Origin of the sequence: Pseudomonas rhizoryzae (assembly GCF_005250615.1) — a bacterium.
GTDB lineage: Bacteria > Pseudomonadota > Gammaproteobacteria > Pseudomonadales > Pseudomonadaceae > Chryseomonas > Chryseomonas rhizoryzae.
In genome coordinates this window covers 481,203-498,021 of record NZ_SULM01000001.1, presented here as the reverse complement: position 1 = coordinate 498,021, position 16,819 = coordinate 481,203, and the positions used below count along the sequence as shown (strand labels likewise).

16 protein-coding genes and 1 tRNA gene are annotated in these 16,819 nt (G+C 67.5%); 14 read left to right on the top strand and 3 right to left on the bottom strand.

Features of this window, described 5'->3' with window-relative positions:
- Positions 1 to 157: 157 nt before the first annotated feature.
- The 3 genes from FAZ11_RS02210 to FAZ11_RS02200 all read right to left on the bottom strand — a co-directional run bounded on the left by FAZ11_RS02210 (position 158) and on the right by FAZ11_RS02200 (position 2,075).
- Positions 158 to 733, bottom strand: coding sequence for a hypothetical protein (locus tag FAZ11_RS02210; protein WP_058772910.1), 576 nt, complete (start codon positions 731 to 733; stop codon positions 158 to 160).
- A gap of 153 nt (positions 734 to 886) precedes the next feature.
- A tRNA-Asp gene (locus FAZ11_RS02205) sits at positions 887 to 963 on the bottom strand.
- Positions 964 to 1,127: 164 nt separating this feature from the next.
- The gene (locus tag FAZ11_RS02200; protein WP_058772911.1) at positions 1,128 to 2,075 is read right to left on the bottom strand and encodes a LysR family transcriptional regulator; all 948 of its coding nucleotides are present in this window, start codon (positions 2,073 to 2,075) and stop codon (positions 1,128 to 1,130) included.
- Positions 2,076 to 2,260: 185 nt separating this feature from the next.
- Here FAZ11_RS02200 and FAZ11_RS02195 point away from each other — a divergent pair, with 185 nt between their 5' ends.
- From FAZ11_RS02195 to mdcE, 14 genes are all read left to right on the top strand, one after another.
- Positions 2,261 to 3,559, top strand: coding sequence for an MFS transporter (locus FAZ11_RS02195; RefSeq protein WP_058772912.1), 1,299 nt, complete (start codon positions 2,261 to 2,263; stop codon positions 3,557 to 3,559).
- 12 nt (positions 3,560 to 3,571) lie between these two features.
- Complete coding sequence (gene rhmD, locus FAZ11_RS02190; protein ID WP_058772913.1) at positions 3,572 to 4,756, top strand: L-rhamnonate dehydratase; 1,185 nt, start codon at positions 3,572 to 3,574, stop codon at positions 4,754 to 4,756.
- A 21-nt stretch (positions 4,757 to 4,777) separates the two neighbouring features.
- The gene (locus FAZ11_RS02185) at positions 4,778 to 6,112 is read left to right on the top strand and encodes an MFS transporter (RefSeq protein ID WP_058772914.1); all 1,335 of its coding nucleotides are present in this window, start codon (positions 4,778 to 4,780) and stop codon (positions 6,110 to 6,112) included.
- Positions 6,113 to 6,132: 20 nt separating this feature from the next.
- A complete protein-coding gene (locus tag FAZ11_RS02180; protein ID WP_058772915.1) occupies positions 6,133 to 6,933 on the top strand; it encodes an aldolase/citrate lyase family protein in 801 nt (266 codons plus the stop codon).
- 25 nt (positions 6,934 to 6,958) lie between these two features.
- Positions 6,959 to 7,141, top strand: coding sequence for a hypothetical protein (locus FAZ11_RS02175; RefSeq protein WP_081318285.1), 183 nt, complete (start codon positions 6,959 to 6,961; stop codon positions 7,139 to 7,141).
- Between the two features lie 150 nt (positions 7,142 to 7,291).
- Complete coding sequence (locus FAZ11_RS02170; protein WP_058772916.1) at positions 7,292 to 8,326, top strand: LacI family DNA-binding transcriptional regulator; 1,035 nt, start codon at positions 7,292 to 7,294, stop codon at positions 8,324 to 8,326.
- Positions 8,327 to 8,473: 147 nt separating this feature from the next.
- On the top strand, positions 8,474 to 9,829 hold the full coding sequence (locus tag FAZ11_RS02165) for an MFS transporter (protein ID WP_058772917.1): 1,356 nt from the start codon (positions 8,474 to 8,476) through the stop codon (positions 9,827 to 9,829).
- Between the two features lie 18 nt (positions 9,830 to 9,847).
- A complete protein-coding gene (gene gudD / locus FAZ11_RS02160; RefSeq protein WP_058772918.1) occupies positions 9,848 to 11,206 on the top strand; it encodes a glucarate dehydratase in 1,359 nt (452 codons plus the stop codon).
- A gap of 208 nt (positions 11,207 to 11,414) precedes the next feature.
- Positions 11,415 to 12,125, top strand: coding sequence for a YfdX family protein (locus FAZ11_RS02155; protein ID WP_058762644.1), 711 nt, complete (start codon positions 11,415 to 11,417; stop codon positions 12,123 to 12,125).
- 164 nt (positions 12,126 to 12,289) lie between these two features.
- Complete coding sequence (gene mdcA / locus FAZ11_RS02150; protein ID WP_058772919.1) at positions 12,290 to 13,966, top strand: malonate decarboxylase subunit alpha; 1,677 nt, start codon at positions 12,290 to 12,292, stop codon at positions 13,964 to 13,966.
- Positions 13,966 to 14,823, top strand: coding sequence for a triphosphoribosyl-dephospho-CoA synthase (locus tag FAZ11_RS02145; RefSeq protein WP_137279457.1), 858 nt, complete (start codon positions 13,966 to 13,968; stop codon positions 14,821 to 14,823). The genes mdcA and FAZ11_RS02145 overlap by 1 nt, the downstream gene beginning before the upstream one ends.
- Positions 14,823 to 15,137 carry a malonate decarboxylase subunit delta gene (locus tag FAZ11_RS02140; protein WP_058766477.1) on the top strand — a complete coding sequence of 105 codons (315 nt, stop codon included), beginning with the start codon at positions 14,823 to 14,825 and terminating at the stop codon, positions 15,135 to 15,137. Before FAZ11_RS02145 ends, FAZ11_RS02140 begins: the two co-directional genes overlap by 1 nt.
- Positions 15,130 to 15,996 carry a biotin-independent malonate decarboxylase subunit beta gene (locus FAZ11_RS02135; RefSeq protein WP_137279456.1) on the top strand — a complete coding sequence of 289 codons (867 nt, stop codon included), beginning with the start codon at positions 15,130 to 15,132 and terminating at the stop codon, positions 15,994 to 15,996. Before FAZ11_RS02140 ends, FAZ11_RS02135 begins: the two co-directional genes overlap by 8 nt.
- On the top strand, positions 15,993 to 16,808 hold the full coding sequence (gene mdcE, locus FAZ11_RS02130) for a biotin-independent malonate decarboxylase subunit gamma (RefSeq protein ID WP_137279455.1): 816 nt from the start codon (positions 15,993 to 15,995) through the stop codon (positions 16,806 to 16,808). Before FAZ11_RS02135 ends, mdcE begins: the two co-directional genes overlap by 4 nt.
- Positions 16,809 to 16,819: the final 11 nt, after the last annotated feature.

Below are 16,819 nucleotides of genomic sequence, written 5' to 3'. Positions count from 1 at the left end.
AAGGTGGCGACCGAGAGAGAGACGGAGAAGCAGGCTGCTGGACGTGACGAAGCGCGGCAGGCGGATTGCGCCCGCCGGTCCGGATCAAGGCGTGGTCGTCGCGGTGACGAAAGAACCGCTCGCAGGCGCTGAGCGGGGTGGCCCCTGGCTATCCCCGCTAGGCGCGGCGCTCCTCGTCCAGGTTGGCCTCGGCCACCGGTCGCCAACCGAAAGTCCGTTGGAACAGTCGGCGGTAGGCGGTATCGATGGCCACTGGCGTACGGCGAATGTAATCCCGGGCGTGAGCCTGACGTTCCGGGTCGAGGGTGCGCAGGTAGGTCAGAGCCGCCTCGGGCGAAGGCATGCGCTGGTTGAGCCCACCGCTGCGCGGGGGCAAGGCGGTCCAGACCACGGCGTCCAGTTGCTGCTTTCGCGCCCAGTCGCCGATGACGTCCTGGAAGGCCGTATCCGGCCCCGCCGGCCAACTGCCGATACACTCCGGTTGCTCGCTGGGCACCCCCTCGCGTTCACGCAAGGCTTCGCGGGCGGCGTCCAGATCGTCGACGCTCAGCAGGGCCCAGAGCACCTGCACCTCGGCCACGCCGTCGCAGAGCACCGTGGCCAGCTCGCCGCTATCGCCCTCCCGGGCGAATTCGATGGGCAGCCAGGGGCCATCGGCGAACCAGTCCGAGGCGACCGGCAATTCCGCCGGCTTCCAAATCAACGAACCCCAGCCCAGACAGGCGATCTTCATGACCCTTCCTACGCATCGACGATGACTATTGGAGGTCGGCGAAGCGCAGCGGTTTCGCCGCCGCAAGACGGGGCGACAAAAAGGCGGGACGAAAAAAAGCGGCCACCAGGGCCGCTTTCTTCGATACCCCAGAGCGAGTTCTGGAGCTTTATATGGCGCAGCGGACGGGACTCGAACCCGCGACCCCCGGCGTGACAGGCCGGTATTCTAACCGACTGAACTACCGCTGCGCATGGAAGCCTTGCGGCATCCGGCTGGCTTGAGCGGAGAACCTGTTCAGCGGGGTTCTCTGCACCAGCGGCCGCTAAGATACTGATTTATCAGGGAAGAAACAACAGGCTTAGGAAAATATTTCTGGCTTGCGCGGCGCGGCCCATGGATACCCCGGCCGGACTCAACCGTTAGCGTTGCCCGCCTGCCGCCTAAGCAGCTCGAGAAAGCCTTGCAGGGCCGTGCCCGGCACCTGCCCCGCCCGCAGCAGGATGCCGAAGGGTGTCAGGGGTTCGATGATCTCGAGGTCGAGCGGCACCATGAGGCCGGTACGCAGATGATCGCGCACCACGGCCTCGGTCAGCACCAGGATGGCGTCGGTGATCTGCACCAGTTGCAGCATGGCGAACACCGAGCCGCACTCGATGATGTCCGCCGGGGGCGGTAGCTGGCGGCGGGCGAAGGCAGCCTCTAGGGCGACCCGCGCCGGGCTCGCCTCGGGTTGCAGGATCCAGGGCCACTCCTCGACCAGTTCGGCCAGATCCGGTACGGCGCGCCCGGCCAGGGGATGCCCGGTGCGGACCACCACCGCCAGGTGCTCATTACCCAACGGCTCGAAGGTGAAGCGCCCGAGATCGGCCGGGCTGGTGAAGCGGGCGATGGCGACATCGATCCGCTCCTGCTCCAGCAACTCGGTGAGCTGGTCGCTGGTATCGCCGAGGATGCGCAACTGCAAGCCCGGTTGGCGCGCCTTGCTCTCGGCGATGGCGCGAACCACCAGATCGGGCAAGGCGCCCATGATGGCACCCACCGCCAGATGACCGTAGCCGCCCAAGCGCCGCGCATCGAGATCCTCGGTGCAGCGATCCAGGCTGCTCAGGGCGCGGCGAGCGAAGTCCACCACCTGCTCGCCCAGGGCCGTGGGGCGCAAACCGCGCGCCTTTCGCTCGAACAACGCGCAGCCAAAGGCCTCCTCGACGTCCTGCAGCATCCGAGTTGTCGCCGGCTGGGACAGGTGCAGGGCTTCCGCGGCCCGGTGCAGGTTACGGGTACCAGCCAGGGTCACCAGCATCAACAGGTGCTTGTAGCGCAGGCGATTGAACAGCGCGCGGGCATGCGGGGAGGCGTTCATCGGCAGCGTCCTGGTGGCGTGATCGGCGACGCGTGCGCGTCCTGAGCGTGGCAAGGCTCTGGTCGCGCCCTTTTCGCGTACCGATACCCTAAGGGTATCGGTCCTAAACAAAAAGCGATTATTCCGGCATTGCAACTGCGACTACCTTGACCCGTGGCCGAATCACAACAACAAGAGAGATCGCCATGCATACCACCCTGTCTCCAGGGCTGGTCGCCAAGGTCACCCGGCGCCTGCTGCCCTTCCTGCTGCTGATGTACGTCATGGCCTTTCTCGACCGGGCCAACGTGGGCTTCGCCAAGGTCGCCTTCCAGGCCGACACCGGCATCTCCGATGCGGCCTTCGCCTTTGGCGCCGGGGTCTTCTTCGTCGGCTATGCCTTTCTCGAAATTCCCAGCAACCTGATCATGCACCGTGTCGGCGCCCGGCTGTGGATGTGCCGGATCATGGTCAGCTGGGGCCTGATCTCCGCCGCCATGCTGTTCGCCCACACGGCGACGGCCTTCTATGTGCTGCGTTTTCTGCTCGGGGTGGCCGAAGCCGGCTTCTTTCCCGGCGTCATCCTTTACCTCACCTACTGGTTTCCCTCGCGCTATCGCGCCCGGGCGCTGGGCTTCTTCTATTTCGGCGCGCCCCTGGCCTTCATCTTCGGTAGTCCGCTGTCGGGGCTGCTGCTGGAATTCGACGGCTTCGGCGGTCTGCATGGCTGGCAGTGGCTGTTCCTGGTCGAGGGTGTGCTGGCCAGCTTGGTGGGCGTCTGGGCCTGGCTCTACCTGGACAATCGGCCGCGCGATGCCCGCTGGCTGAGCGACGCTGAAAAGCAGACCCTGCAACAGGCCCTGGATACCGAAGACGCCGCCAAGCCGCACCATGGCGGTCTGCTGCGCCTACTCGGCCAGCCGCGCATCCTGCTGCTGTGCAGCATCTACCTGCTGATCCAGGCCAGCGTCTATGGCGTGGTCTTCTATCTGCCGACCCAGGTAGCCGGCCTGCTCGGGCAGAAGGTCGGGCTGCTGGTCGGCCTGGTCTCGGCAATTCCCTGGGTCTGTGCCCTGCTCGCCGCCTGGCTGATCCCGAGCTGGTCGGATCGCACCGGCGAGCGCCGCCGCACCGCGGCCGCCACCCTGGCCCTTTCCGGCCTGGGCATCGCCGCCTCGGTGACCTTCTCGCCGCTCTATGCGCTGATCGCCCTGTGCTTCGCCGCCGCCGGCTTCATCGCCGTGCAGCCGCTGTTCTGGACCTTTCCGTCCGACCAGTTGCGCGGCCATGCCGCAGCCGGCGGTATCGCCCTGATGAACACCTGCGGCGCCATCGGCGGCTTCATCGCCCCCCTCGCCAAGCGCTGGGCCGAGGTGACCTTCGCCGCCCCAGGCGCCGGCCTCTATCTCCTCGCCGGCACCACCCTGGTGGCAGCCGCCCTGATCCTCGGCCTGCGCCAGCGCGACCAAGCCGATCCCCAACCCCAGCTCACGCCCAGTCACTAAGGGAGCCTCGCCATGACCCTACCCACCATCAAGCAGGTGCGCGCCTACACCCTTCGCGGCGGCGGCGCCGACTACCACGACCAGGGCGACGGCCACTGGATCGACGACCACATCGCCACGCCCATGGCCAAGTACCCGGAATACCGCCAGAGCCGGCGCAGCTTCGGCATCAATGTGCTGGGCACCCTGGTGGTGGAAGTGGAGGCCAGCGACGGCACCGTCGGCTTCGCCGTCACCACCGGTGGGGAGTTGGGCGCCTTCATCGTCGAGCGGCACCTGGCGCGCTTCCTGGAAGGCGCCAAGGTCACCGACCTGGAGAAGATCTGGGACCAGATGTATCTCTCCACCCTCTACTACGGGCGCAAGGGCATCGTGCTCAACACCATTTCCGGGGTGGATCTCGCGCTCTGGGATCTGCTCGGCAAGCTGCGCCAGGAGCCGGTGCACCAGCTGCTCGGCGGCGCGGTGCGTGACGAATTGCAGTTCTATGCCACCGGCGCCCGGCCGGACCTGGCCAAGGAGATGGGCTTCATCGGCGGCAAGCTGCCACTGCAGCACGGCCCGGCCGAGGGCGAGGAAGGCCTGCGCAAGAACCTGGAGGCCCTGGCGACCATGCGCGAGCGGGTCGGCGACGACTTCTGGCTGATGCTCGACTGCTGGATGAGCCTGGACCTCAACTACGCCACCCGCCTGGCCCAGGGCGCCCAGCAGTTCGGTCTCAAGTGGATCGAAGAGGCGCTGCCACCGGACGACTACTGGGGCTACGCCGAACTCAGACGCAACGTGCCACGCGGCATGCTGGTGACCACCGGCGAGCACGAGGCCACTCGCTGGGGTTTCCGCCTGCTGCTGGAGATGGGTTGCTGCGACATCCTCCAGCCCGACGTGGGCTGGTGCGGCGGCCTCACCGAGCTGATCCGCATCTCGGCCCTGGCCGATGCCCACAACGCCCTGGTAGTGCCCCACGGCTCCTCGGTCTACAGCTATCACTTCGTCATCACCCGCACCAACAGCCCCTTCGCCGAGTTCCTGATGATGGCGCCCAAGGCCGACGAGGTGGTGCCCATGTTCCATCCGCAACTCCTCGACGAACCCGTCCCGGTGCGCGGCCGCCTGCGCGCCTCGGCGCTGGATCGACCCGGCTTCGGCGTGCGCCTCAATCCGGAGTGCGCCCTGGAACGTCCCTATCACCACTGAGGCCTTGCCCGGGAGGGCTGGATGAAAGCGACCCAAGAGACCCTGGCGGCCCCGCTGCCAGAGACAAGACCCGCCGCGACGCCGCTACCCCCCAAGAGCGCACGACTGAAGCGCGTGCAGGTGATCGCCCTGACGCTGCTGGTGCTGGCCGGCTTCGTCAACTACCTGGACCGCAGCACCCTGGCCATCGCCAACCAGACCATCAGTGGCGAGCTGGGCTTCACGCCAACCGAGATGGGCCTGCTGCTGTCGGCCTTCGCCTGGGCCTACGCCTTCGCCCAGTTGCCCATCGGCGGCCTGCTGGATCGCTTCGGCGCGCGCCTGACGCTGGGCCTGGGCATCTGCCTCTGGTCCCTCGCCCAGGGCGTGCTGGGGCTGCTCAGCAGCCTGCACCTGATGATCCTCGCCCGCGTCGGCCTGGGCATCGGCGAGGCGCCGCAATTCCCGGCCGGCGCCAAGGTGGTCAGCGAGTGGTTCAACGTGCGTGAGCGCGGCCTGCCCTCGGGCATCTTCAACCTGTCCTCTTCCCTGGGGCCGGCGATCTCCCAGCCGATCCTCACCGCCCTGCTGCTGTGGCTCGGCTGGCGGCAGATGTTCATCGCCATGGGCGTACTGGGCATCGCCGTGGCAGTGCTCTGGTACCTGAGCTATCGCGACCGGGTGCAGGTAGCGCTGGACGCCGCCGAGCGAGCGCACCTGGATGCGGGCCTGGCGGCCCGGGACGCCGGCCAGCGACTGACCTTCACCGACTGGCTGGGCCTGTTTCGCCGGCGCCTGACCTGGGGCGTGGTGATCGGCTACGTGGGCATCATCTACATGCTGTCGCTGTTCCTGACCTGGCTGCCCGCCTACCTGGAACGGGTCCACCACCTGTCCCTGGCCCAGGCCGGCTGGGTGGCCAGCCTGCCGTTCCTGGCCGGGGCCTGCGGTGTCATCGGCGGCGGCCTGCTGGTGGATCGCCTGACCCGCAGCGGGCGCAGCCTGGCCTTCAGCCGCAAGCTGCCGATCTGTGGCGGCCTGGCCGCGGCCGGGCTATTCGCCCTGTGCAGCGCCGGCGTGACCGGCATCGGCAGCGTCATCCTCTGCTTCAGTCTGGCACTGTTCAGCCTCAACGTGGCGATAGCCGGCACCTGGTCGCTGGTCAGCGTCGCCGTGCCCTCGCACCAGGTGGCCTCGCTGGCCAGCATCCAGAATTTCGGTGGTTATTTCGGCGGCGCCTTCGCCCCGGTCATCACCGGCATGATCGTCCAGCAGACCGGTTCCTTCGGCCTCGCCCTCGGCATCGCCGCCGCCATCGCGGTGGCCGGTGCCCTGAGCTACGGCCTGCTGGTGCGCCTGCCCGACACCCCTTCTTAATTCCCCTGGAGACCATTGTCATGGACCTGCCCCGCAATCCCTTCAAGACCCGCCTAACGGGCCGCGACACCCTCTATGGCCTCTGGGCCGGCTTCGCCACCGGCTATGCCGCGGAGATCGCCGCCAGCACCGGCTACGACTGGCTGCTGATCGATGGCGAGCACGCCCCCAACACGGTGCCGAGCATCCTCGCCCAGTTGCAGTCGGTGGCGCCCTACCCCACGGCGCCGGTGGTGCGCTGCGTGACCGGCGATGCGGTACTGATCAAGCAGTTGCTCGACATCGGCGTGCAGACGCTGATGGTACCCATGGTGGAGACCGCCGAGCAGGCCCGCGCCCTGGTGCGGGCGATGCGCTATCCGCCCCACGGTATCCGCGGGGTCGGCGGTGGCCTGACCCGGGCCACCCGCTGGGATGCGGTCCCGGACTACCTGCATACCGCCCATACCGAGCTGTGCTTGATCGTCCAGGTGGAGTCGCGCCTGGGCAGCGACAACGTCGCCGAGATCGCCGCGGTGGAGGGCGTGGATGCGATCTTCGTCGGGCCGGCGGACCTCTCCAGCGGCCTGGGCCATGCCGGCAATCCGGGCCACCCCGAGGTACAGGCGCGCATCCGCACGGCCATCGAGGCGACCCTGGCCGCCGGCAAGGTGGCCGGCATCCTGGCGCCCCAGGAAGACGATGCCCGGCGCTATCGCGACTGGGGTTGCCAGTTCGTCGCCGTCGGCATCGACATCAGCCTGTTCCGCCAGGCGGCGCTGGCCAACCTGGCTCGCTATCGCCCGCTGGATGAGTCCCAGCCGCCCTCTCATACCTACTGATCCGGAGTCCGCCGAGGACTTCCTCGTGCACGGGGTCGCCACCGAGGTGGACGTCCCTCTGAGCCAGGAAGCCCGGCTGGTCACCGGCAGCAGCCGCGCCGATCTCGGTCGTGGCTGGCATGGCCAACCCACGGTGCTGGTCCGCGCAGTACGGGCCCGGCGCCCGCCAAGGGCTGAGGCCGACCCGTCACCGAAATGCACCCGGTGACGGGAGCTGGGGCGGCCATCCAGGGTCTGAATAGAATCGCGGCATAGCCTTTCGCCGTACCCTTGCTGTCTCGGACACCAGAACCCGTGCCCATGGCCAGCCCTGTCGCTTGCTTCCATAATGACGGCCTCGCCCTTCCAAGGAGCCGTCTTGGCCAGGAAATCCCGCCGTGAACTCGCCCAGCAGAGCGGCAGCTCCGAGCTGCCCCTCACCGTGCGCGAAGTCGCTCTCGCCGCCGGGGTGTCGCCCATCACCGTCTCGCGCGCGCTGCACCGACCCACGCTGGTAAGCGAAGCCACTCGCGAGCATGTGTTGGCAGTGGTCAAGGAACTGGGCTATGTGCCCAATCTGCTGGCGGGGAGCCTCGCCTCCAGCAAGAGCAAGCTGGTGGCCATCCTGCTGCCCACCATCGCCAACTCCATCTATGCCACCGTGGTGCAGACGCTCATGGAGCACCTCACCGAGGCGGGCTACCAGGCGTTGATCGGTCCCACCGGCTATTCGCCGGAAAAGGAAGAGGAACTGCTCGAAGCCATCCTCGGCCGCCGGCCCGATGGCATCGTCCTTACCGGCACCCTGCACACCCCGGCCAGTCGCGAGCGCTTGGCGGCCCTTAACATCCCGGTGGTGGAAGCCTGGGATCTCAGCGAAGAGGCCCTGGACATGCAGGTCGGCTTTTCCCATGAGCAGGTCGGCATAGCGCTCGCCGATCACTTCGTCGCCCGCGGCTATCGCCGTTTCGGGGTGATCTCGGTGGACGATCCCCGCGCCCTGCGCCGCAACCTGGCGCTGCAGGCGCGGTTGGCCGAACTGGGGATCACCGAACTGCCCAGGGAAATCCTGCCGTTACCCGCCACCTGGGAAGTCGGTCGGATCGGCCTATCCCGCTTGCTGGAACGTCCGGAGCCACCGGAGCTGGTGCTGTGCAGCTCCGACACCCTCGCCCTCGGCGTGTGCGCCGAGGCCAGCAGTCGCGGCCTGCGCATCCCCGAGCAGTTGGGGGTGGTCGGCTTCGGCGATACCACCAACGGTCGCTTCGCCACCCCGGCGCTGTCCACGGTCAGTGTCAATGCCGACGCCATGGGGCGCCGCGTCGCCCAGTCGCTGCTCAACCGCCTCGCCGGTGAGCGGACGGCGGTCCGCTTCGATACCGGATTCGAATTGCTCGAACGCCAGAGCTCCTAGCGACTTTTTTGCACCCACTCACCGATTAGCGGTTGAACGCTCGCGTTATCTGTTTAATGATAGCGCTATCGTTGTCAGACGACTTACAACTTAAGCCCGCTACACAACGTTAGCCCGCACACAAAAACAAACCAGTGGGAGCTTTTCATGCACGAAACCAAGCAGACCCGCGTCCGCTATCTGATCCTGTTCATGCTCTTCGTAGTGACCACGATCAACTACGCCGACCGCGCCACCATCTCCATCGCCGGCTCCAGCCTGCAGAAAGACCTCGGCATCAGTGCCGTCTCCCTCGGCTACATCTTCTCCGCCTTCGGCTGGGCCTATGTGCTCGGCCAGATTCCCGGCGGCTGGCTGCTCGATCGCTTCGGCTCGAAGAAGGTTTATGCGGCGAGCATCTTCACCTGGTCGGTGTTCACCATGCTGCAAGGCTACATCGGTGAATTCGGCATCGGCACCGCGGTGTTCCTGCTGTTCGCCCTGAGATTCATGGTCGGCCTGGCCGAAGCGCCTTCCTTCCCCGGCAATGCCCGCATCGTCGCCGCCTGGTTCCCCACCAAGGAGCGCGGCACCGCCTCGGCGATCTTCAACTCGGCGCAGTACTTCGCCACCGTGCTGTTCGCGCCGCTGATGGGCTGGATCGTCTACCACTTCGGCTGGCAGCACGTCTTCGTGGTGATGGGCGCCCTGGGCATCGCCTTCTCGGTGGTCTGGATGGCGGTGATCTATAGCCCCCGCGAACATCCGCGCGCCAACGCCGCCGAGGTCGAGTACATCGCCAGCAACGGCGGCCTGGTCGACCTGGACACCCCCGGCAAGAAGAGCGAAGGCCCCAAGTGGAGCTACATCGGCCAGTTGCTGACCAATCGCATGATGGCCGGCATCTACCTGGGCCAGTTCTGCATCAACGCCCTCACCTACTTCTTCCTGACCTGGTTCCCCGTGTACCTGGTACAGGAACGCGGCATGACCATCCTCAAGGCCGGCATCATCGCCTCCCTGCCGGCCATCTGCGGCTTCATCGGCGGCGTGCTGGGCGGGGTGATCTCCGACTGGCTGCTGCGCCGCGGCAACAGCCTGAGCGTGGCGCGCAAGACGCCCATCGTCGCCGGCATGCTGCTGTCGATGAGCATGATCCTCTGCAACTACGTCGACGCCGACTGGATGGTGGTGGGCTTCATGGCCATGGCCTTCTTCGGCAAGGGTATCGGCGCCCTGGGCTGGGCGGTGGTCTCGGACACCTCTCCCAAGCAGATCGCCGGTCTCTCCGGTGGCCTGTTCAACACCATCGGCAACCTGTCCTCGATCACCACCCCGATCATCATCGGCTACATCATCGCCGCTACCGGCTCCTTCAAGATGGCCCTGGTGTTCGTCGGCGCCAACGCCCTGGTGGCGGCCATCAGTTACCTGTTCATCGTCGGCGAGATCAAGCGGGTCGAGTTGCGCGGCGTCGCCACGCCGCCCACCGAAGCGCCCCTCGCCGCTGAAACCTCTCGCTGATCGACAAGGAACCCGACCATGACGCAATTCAACGCCACCCCCGCCCTGCACAGCAGCACCCCGGTGGTTACCTCCCTGGAAGTCGTGCCCGTCGCCGGCCAGGACAGCATGCTGCTCAACCTGAGCGGCGCCCACGGTCCCTACTTCACCCGCAACGTGCTGATCCTCAAGGACAACGCCGGTCGCACCGGCGTCGGCGAGGTGCCCGGCGGCGAGAGCATTCGCCAGACGCTGGAAGACGCTCGCCAATTCCTCATCGGCCAGCCGCTGGGTCAGTACCAGCGCATCCTCGGCCAGGTGCGCCAGGCCTTCGCCGGGCGCGATGCCGGTGGGCGCGGCCTGCAGACCTTCGACCTGCGCATCACCATCCATGCCGTCACCGCCCTGGAAGCCGCCCTGCTCGACCTGCTCGGCCAGCACCTGGAGGTGCCGGTGGCCGCCCTGCTCGGCGAAGGCCAGCAGCGCGACGCCGTGGAGATGCTTGGCTATCTGTTCTATGTCGGTGACCGCAACAAGACCACCCTGGACTACCGCAGCGAAGCCGAGAGCGACGACGCCTGGTTCCGCGTGCGCAACGAGGAAGCCTTGACCCCCGAGACCGTAGTGCGCCTGGCCGAAGCCGCCTACGACCGCTACGGCTTCAAGGACTTCAAGCTCAAGGGCGGCGTGCTCAGTGGCGATGCCGAGATCGAGGCGGTCACCGCCCTGGCCGAACGCTTCCCCGAGGCGCGCGTGACCCTGGACCCCAATGGTGCCTGGTCGCTCAAGGAAGCCATCCGCCTGTGCCGCGACCAGCACCACGTGCTGGCCTATGCCGAGGATCCCTGTGGCGCCGAGAACGGCTATTCCGGCCGCGAGGTGATGGCCGAATTCCGCCGCGCCACCGGCCTGCCCACCGCCACCAACATGATCGCCACCGACTGGCGCCAGATGGGCCATGCCATCCAGCTGCAATCGGTGGACATCCCCCTGGCCGATCCGCACTTCTGGACCATGCAGGGCTCGGTTCGCGTCGCCCAGATGTGCAACGACTGGGGCCTGACCTGGGGTTCGCACTCCAACAACCACTTCGACATCTCCCTGGCCATGTTCACCCACGTCGCCGCTGCGGCACCGGGCAAGATCACCGCCATCGACACCCACTGGATCTGGCAGGACGGCCAGCGCCTGACCCGGCAGCCCCTGGAAATCAAGGGCGGCCTAGTAGCGGTGCCGCAGCAGGGTGGCCTGGGCGTGGAGCTGGATCTGGACGCCCTGGCCCGGGCCCACGAGCTGTACAAGGCCAAGGGCCTCGGCGCGCGCGACGATGCCCTGGCCATGCAATTCCTCTCGCCCAATTGGACGTTCGATAACAAGCGGCCCTGCCTGGTGCGCTAAATCCCTTATCGGGTAGTAGGAGGTCGCCACGGATGAGCTGTGGTGACCGCCTTCCGATGCCCCACCCACGACGAAAAATCTAGTTACATTTACCGATAGCTAGCTAAGCGTTCGTTAAGCTCGCCGGATCGACACTGACCTCACGGTATCTCGCAGCCCTGCCCGATACCTTCGCGGTTCCAGTTACTTTCGTATTCGGGAGAAGCACATGAACCTCAATCGTCGTTTCACCAAAGGCATTCTCGTCGTGGCCATCGCCTCGCTGTTTTCCAGCGCCGCCTTCGCCGATGCCCGCCCCGACGTCGCCAGCCAACAGGTCGCCACCCTGCCGGCGATTTCCCAGCAAGGCCAGAAGGCCTTCATGGACGTCGTCGCCGCCCGCCAGGATCTGTTCAACGGCCAGACCGACCAGGCCAAACAGCAACTGAACGCCGCCGAAACCGCGCTGCACCTGGCCCAGACCGACAACACCGCCTATATGAAGCCGGCCAAGGATCTGCGGGGCCAGAACGGCCAAGCCGTCAAGGTGGCGGAGCAAGACGCCAAGGCCACCGCCTGGCTGCCGATCTGGAGCGGCATGACCCTGAAGGACGACTACGTCGCCACCCCGGCCAAGAACCAGGCCGTGGCCCAGGCCAGCGACAAGATCCAGCAGGGCGATACCAAGGGCGCTGCCGAGATCCTCAAGGTGGCCGGTGTCGACGTGGACTACTCCACCGCCGTGCTGCCGGCCGAGCAGACCGCCGATCTGGTCCACCAGGCCAACCAGCTCATGGCCCATGACCAGTTCTACCAAGCCAACCTGGTGCTCAAGAACGTGGAGAACAGCCTCCGCTACGATAACGCCAACGTGAACGTCACCCCGTCCAGTTGGTTCACCAAGAGCACTTCGATCTTCACCCCGGTCGACAAGACCTGAGGGGAGCGCGGGCCACGCGGATGCCCCCAACCGCTGGCCCGCAAAACAACCGTCCGGGCAGGAAAACGTTAACTTCAGCGTAACGATCGACCTTCCAGGTTGATTGAAGGCCCGGCAGTCGAGGTCTAGGGTGACTCCACGACAGGTGATTCGTGGAGACCCCAATGACAACGACATCCTCCCCACCGGCTCGGATCCCCAGGCGCCGCAGCGACAAGCAGCAGCGCCTGGACCGGGTGGCCGCATTGGCCGATGGCAAGGTGCTGCCCAGCGCATCCATCGTCGCGGCGCTGGAACAGCTGCTGGCCCCCGGCGACCGGGTGGTGCTGGAAGGCAACAACCAGAAGCAGGCCGACTTCCTCTCCCGCGCTCTGGCCCAGGTCGATCCGGCCAAGCTGCACGACCTGCACCTGATCATGCCCAGCGTCGGCCGCCCCGAGCACCTGGACCTGTTCGAACGCGGTATCGCCCGCAAGTTGGACTTCTCCTTTGCCGGCACCCAGAGCCTGAGGATCAGCCAGCTGCTGGAGGATGGCCTGCTGGAAGTGGGCGCCATCCATACCTATATCGAACTCTATGCCCGGCTGCTGGTGGACCTGATCCCCAAGGTGGTGCTCAGCGCCGGCTTCATGGCCGACCGCGCCGGCAACATCTACACCGGGCCCAGCACCGAGGACAGCCCGGCGCTGATAGAGCCGGCGGCCTTCAGTGACGGCATCGTCATCGTCCAGGTCAACCAACTGGTGGACGACGTGTCCGAATTGCCACGGGTCGACATCCCGGCGGACTGGGTGGATTTCGTGGTGGTGGCCGACCGGCCCTTCTATATCGAACCGCTGTTCACCCGCGATCCGCGCCACATCAAGCCGGTGCACGTGCTGATGGCGATGATGGCGATCCGCGGCATCTACGAACGCCACCAGGTGCAGTCGCTCAATCACGGCATCGGTTTCAACACCGCGGCCATCGAGCTGATCCTGCCCACCTACGGCGAGCGCCTGGGCCTCAAGGGCAAGATCTGCCGGCACTGGACGCTCAATCCCCATCCCACCTTGATCCCCGCCATCGAGAGCGGCTGGGTGGAAAGCGTGCACTGCTTCGGCACCGAGCTGGGTATGGAGGGCTACATCGCCCAGCGCCCGGACGTCTTCTTCACCGGTCGCGACGGTTCGCTGAGATCCAACCGCCTGCTCTGCCAACTGGCCGGCCAGTACGCCGTGGACCTCTTCATCGGCGCCACCCTGCAGGTGGATGGCGACGGCCACTCCTCCACCGTCACCCGTGGGCGCCTGGCCGGCTTCGGCGGCGCGCCCAACATGGGCCATGACCCCCACGGTCGCCGCCACCCCACCCCGGCCTGGCTGGACATGCGCCAGCAGACGGGCGACAGCGCCCCGGCGCTGTTGGAGCGCGGCAAGAAGCTGGTGGTGCAGATGGTCGAGACCTTCCAGGAAGGCGGCAAACCCACCTTCGTCGACACCCTGGATGCGGTGGAGGTGGCGCGCAAGAGCGGCATGCCCCTGGCGCCCATCATGGTCTATGGCGACGACGTCACCCACCTGCTCACCGAGGAAGGTATCGCCTACCTCTATCGTGCCCGCTCCCTGGAAGAGCGCCGGGCGATGATCGCCGCCGTGGCCGGGGTCACCGCCATCGGCCTGCGCAGCGATCCGGCCGAGGCGCGGCGCCTACGCCAGGAAGGCCTGGTGGCCCTGCCGGAAGACCTCGGCATCCGCCGCACCGATGCCAGCCGCGAACTGCTCGCCGCCAAGAGCATCGGCGAACTGGTGGAGTGGTCCGGCGGCCTCTATCAACCTCCGGCCAAGTTCAGGAGCTGGTAATGCGCGCCCTTGCCCGTCTTGCCCCGTCTCCCGCCGAGCGCCTGGCTGACCTGGCCGTGGCCGCTCTAATAGACGAAGCCGAACTCTCACCCAAGCCGGCCCTGGTGGATCGCCGCGGCCAGGGTGCCCACCAGGACCTCAGCCTGGGCCTGATGCTGACCTCGGCCCAGGCGTTGCGGCCCTGCTTCCAGGCCATGGCCGAAGCCGCCGAGCTGGGGCTGCCCGCGGAGGAACTGCGCCGTTTGATCGGCCGCCTGGGTCGCGATGGCGAAGCCGCCATGCTGCAGGTCACCGGCGGGGTCAATACCCACCGTGGCGCCATCTGGGCGCTGGGGCTGCTGGTGACGGCGGCGGTACAGGCGCGTCCTGGCTCTGCGCAGGCCTTGTGCCTTGCGGCAGGTCGCCTGGCTAGCCTGCCCGATCCGGACGCACCCCACACCGCGCCCAGCCATGGCCAGCGCGTCGCCCAGCGTTACGGTGTCGGTGGCGCCCGCGCCGAAGCCGCCGCGGGCTTTCCCGCCATCCACGGGCGCGGCCTGCCGCAACTGCGCGCCAGCCGCCAGGCCGGTGCCGGCGAGCAGAACGCCCGCCTGGATGCCCTGCTGGCAATCATGACCCGGCTGGACGACACCTGCGTGCTGCACCGCGCCGGTCCCGCCGCCCTCAGCGCCATGCACCAAGGTGCCCAGGCCGTACTGGACGCCGGTGGCAGCGCCAGTCTGGCTGGCCGCCGCCAGTTGCTGGCCCTGGACCGGGAGTTGCTGGCCGCCAATGCCTCGCCCGGCGGCGCCGCCGACCTGCTGGCCGCCACCCTTCTCGTCGATCGCCTGGAGCCACGGCTCCCTGGAGACCTCTGATGGAACATTTCAGCTGCAGCTATCCCGCCAGCCAGCGCCGCCGGGGTCGTGCCCTGGTGGGCTGCGTCGGCTCGGGGGACCTCGAAGTCCTCCTCGAACCTGCCGACTCTGGCTTCACCCTTAGGGTGACCACCTCGGTCAATGGCAGCGAACCGCGCTGGCGCGCCCTCTTCGATCGGCTGTTCGCCGCCCGTGACGACCTGCCGGCCCTGACCCTGGACATCCACGACTTCGGCGCCACCCCCGGCGTGGTCCGCTTGCGCCTGGAGCAGGGTCTGGAAACCCTGGAGCTGGAGGAAAGCGCCCATGTCTGAAGCCACCCTTCCCGCTGTGCAGGAATTGCTGCACAGCCGCAGCTTCGTCGAACTCGGCGCCCGCGAACGGGCGCGCACGGTGCTCGATGCCGGCAGCTTTCGCGAGCTGGTCGGGCCCTTCGAGCGGCTAATGTCGCCCTGGCTGCCCAAGCAAGGCATCGTCTGCCAGGCCGATGACGGCGTGGTGGTGGCCAAGGGGCTGATCGACGGCCAGCCCGCGGTGGTCTGCGCCATCGAAGGCGCCTTCCAGGGCGGCAGCATGGGCGAAGTGGGGGGCGCCAAGATCGCCGGCGCCCTGGAGTTGGCGCTGGAAGACAACCTCGCTGGCACCCCGACCCGTGCCGTGTTGCTGTTGGAAACCGGCGGTGTGCGCCTGCAGGAAGCCAACCTGGGCCTGGCCGCCATCGCCGAGATCCAGGCGGCCATCGTCGCCCTGCGCAGCCACCAGCCGGTGATCGGCGTGATCGCCGGCAGCGTCGGCTGCTTTGGCGGCATGTCCATCGCCGCGGGGCTGTGTAGTCAGTTGATCGTCACCCGCGAGGCACGGCTGGGGCTCAACGGTCCCCAGGTGATCGAGCAGGAAGCCGGGATCGAGGAATACGACTCCCGCGACCGGCCCTTCATCTGGAGCCTGACCGGCGGCGAACAGCGGGTCGCCACGGGCCTGGCCGATGTTTTCGTCGCCGACGACAGCAACGCCGTGACCAACGCTATCCGCCAGGCGTTCGCCGCTGGCGTCACTACTCCCCTGCGCAGTCAGCAAGCCGACCGTTATCTGGCACGCCTTGCCGATCTCGATACCGAACCCCAGGCGGACGCCGCCGCGGTTCGTCACCTCTATGCCGGAGACCAGCCATGAGCACCCTGCCCTCACAACGCGGCCTGACCTGGTTCGAGGCCTTGGCCGGCCAGGGTCAGGCTGTTACCGGCCTGCCCGCCTCCCTACGCGTCGCCGACCTCGAACTGGCCGGACGCCCGGCGCGCTGGCTGGCGGTGGTAGCGGATGCCGGCAATCCCTTCCCCCGCGCCCGCCAGGGCGAGGTGGGTCTGCTGGAGGGCTGGGGCCTGGCCCGGGCCATCCAGCAGGCCATCGCCGAGGATCGTGACAGCGCGGTAAAACGCACCCTGGTGGCCCTGGTGGACGTGCCCAGCCAGGCCTATGGCCGTCGCGAAGAAGCCTATGGCATCCACCAAGCCCTGGCCGGGGCCGCCGGGGCCTACGCCGAGGCGCGCCTGGCCGGGCATCCGGTGCTGGGGCTGCTGGTGGGCAAGGCCATGTCCGGCGGCTTTCTCGCCCATGGCTACCAGGCCAATCGCCTGCTGGCCCTGCGCGATCCCCAGGTGCAGGTGCATGCGATGGGCAAGGCCTCGGCGGCGCGCGTCACCCTGCGCAGTGTCGAGGACCTGGAACGCCTGGCGGCCGATATTCCACCCATGGCCTATGACCTGGACAGCTATGCCTCCCTGGGCCTGCTCTGGCGCCAGCTGGAAGTGGCCCAGCCTGACCACCCTACCGAGACCGATCTGCAGCGGGTCCGCCAGGCCCTGGCCGAGGCCCAGGCGGATGTCCTCGCCAGCGGTAGCACCGATCTCAAGCTGCGGCTGGACGGCGCCAACCGCGCCGCCTCCCGTGAGGTGCGCGAGCGGCTGCGGGCGGGATGGAGCGCGTGATGAGCGGGCGG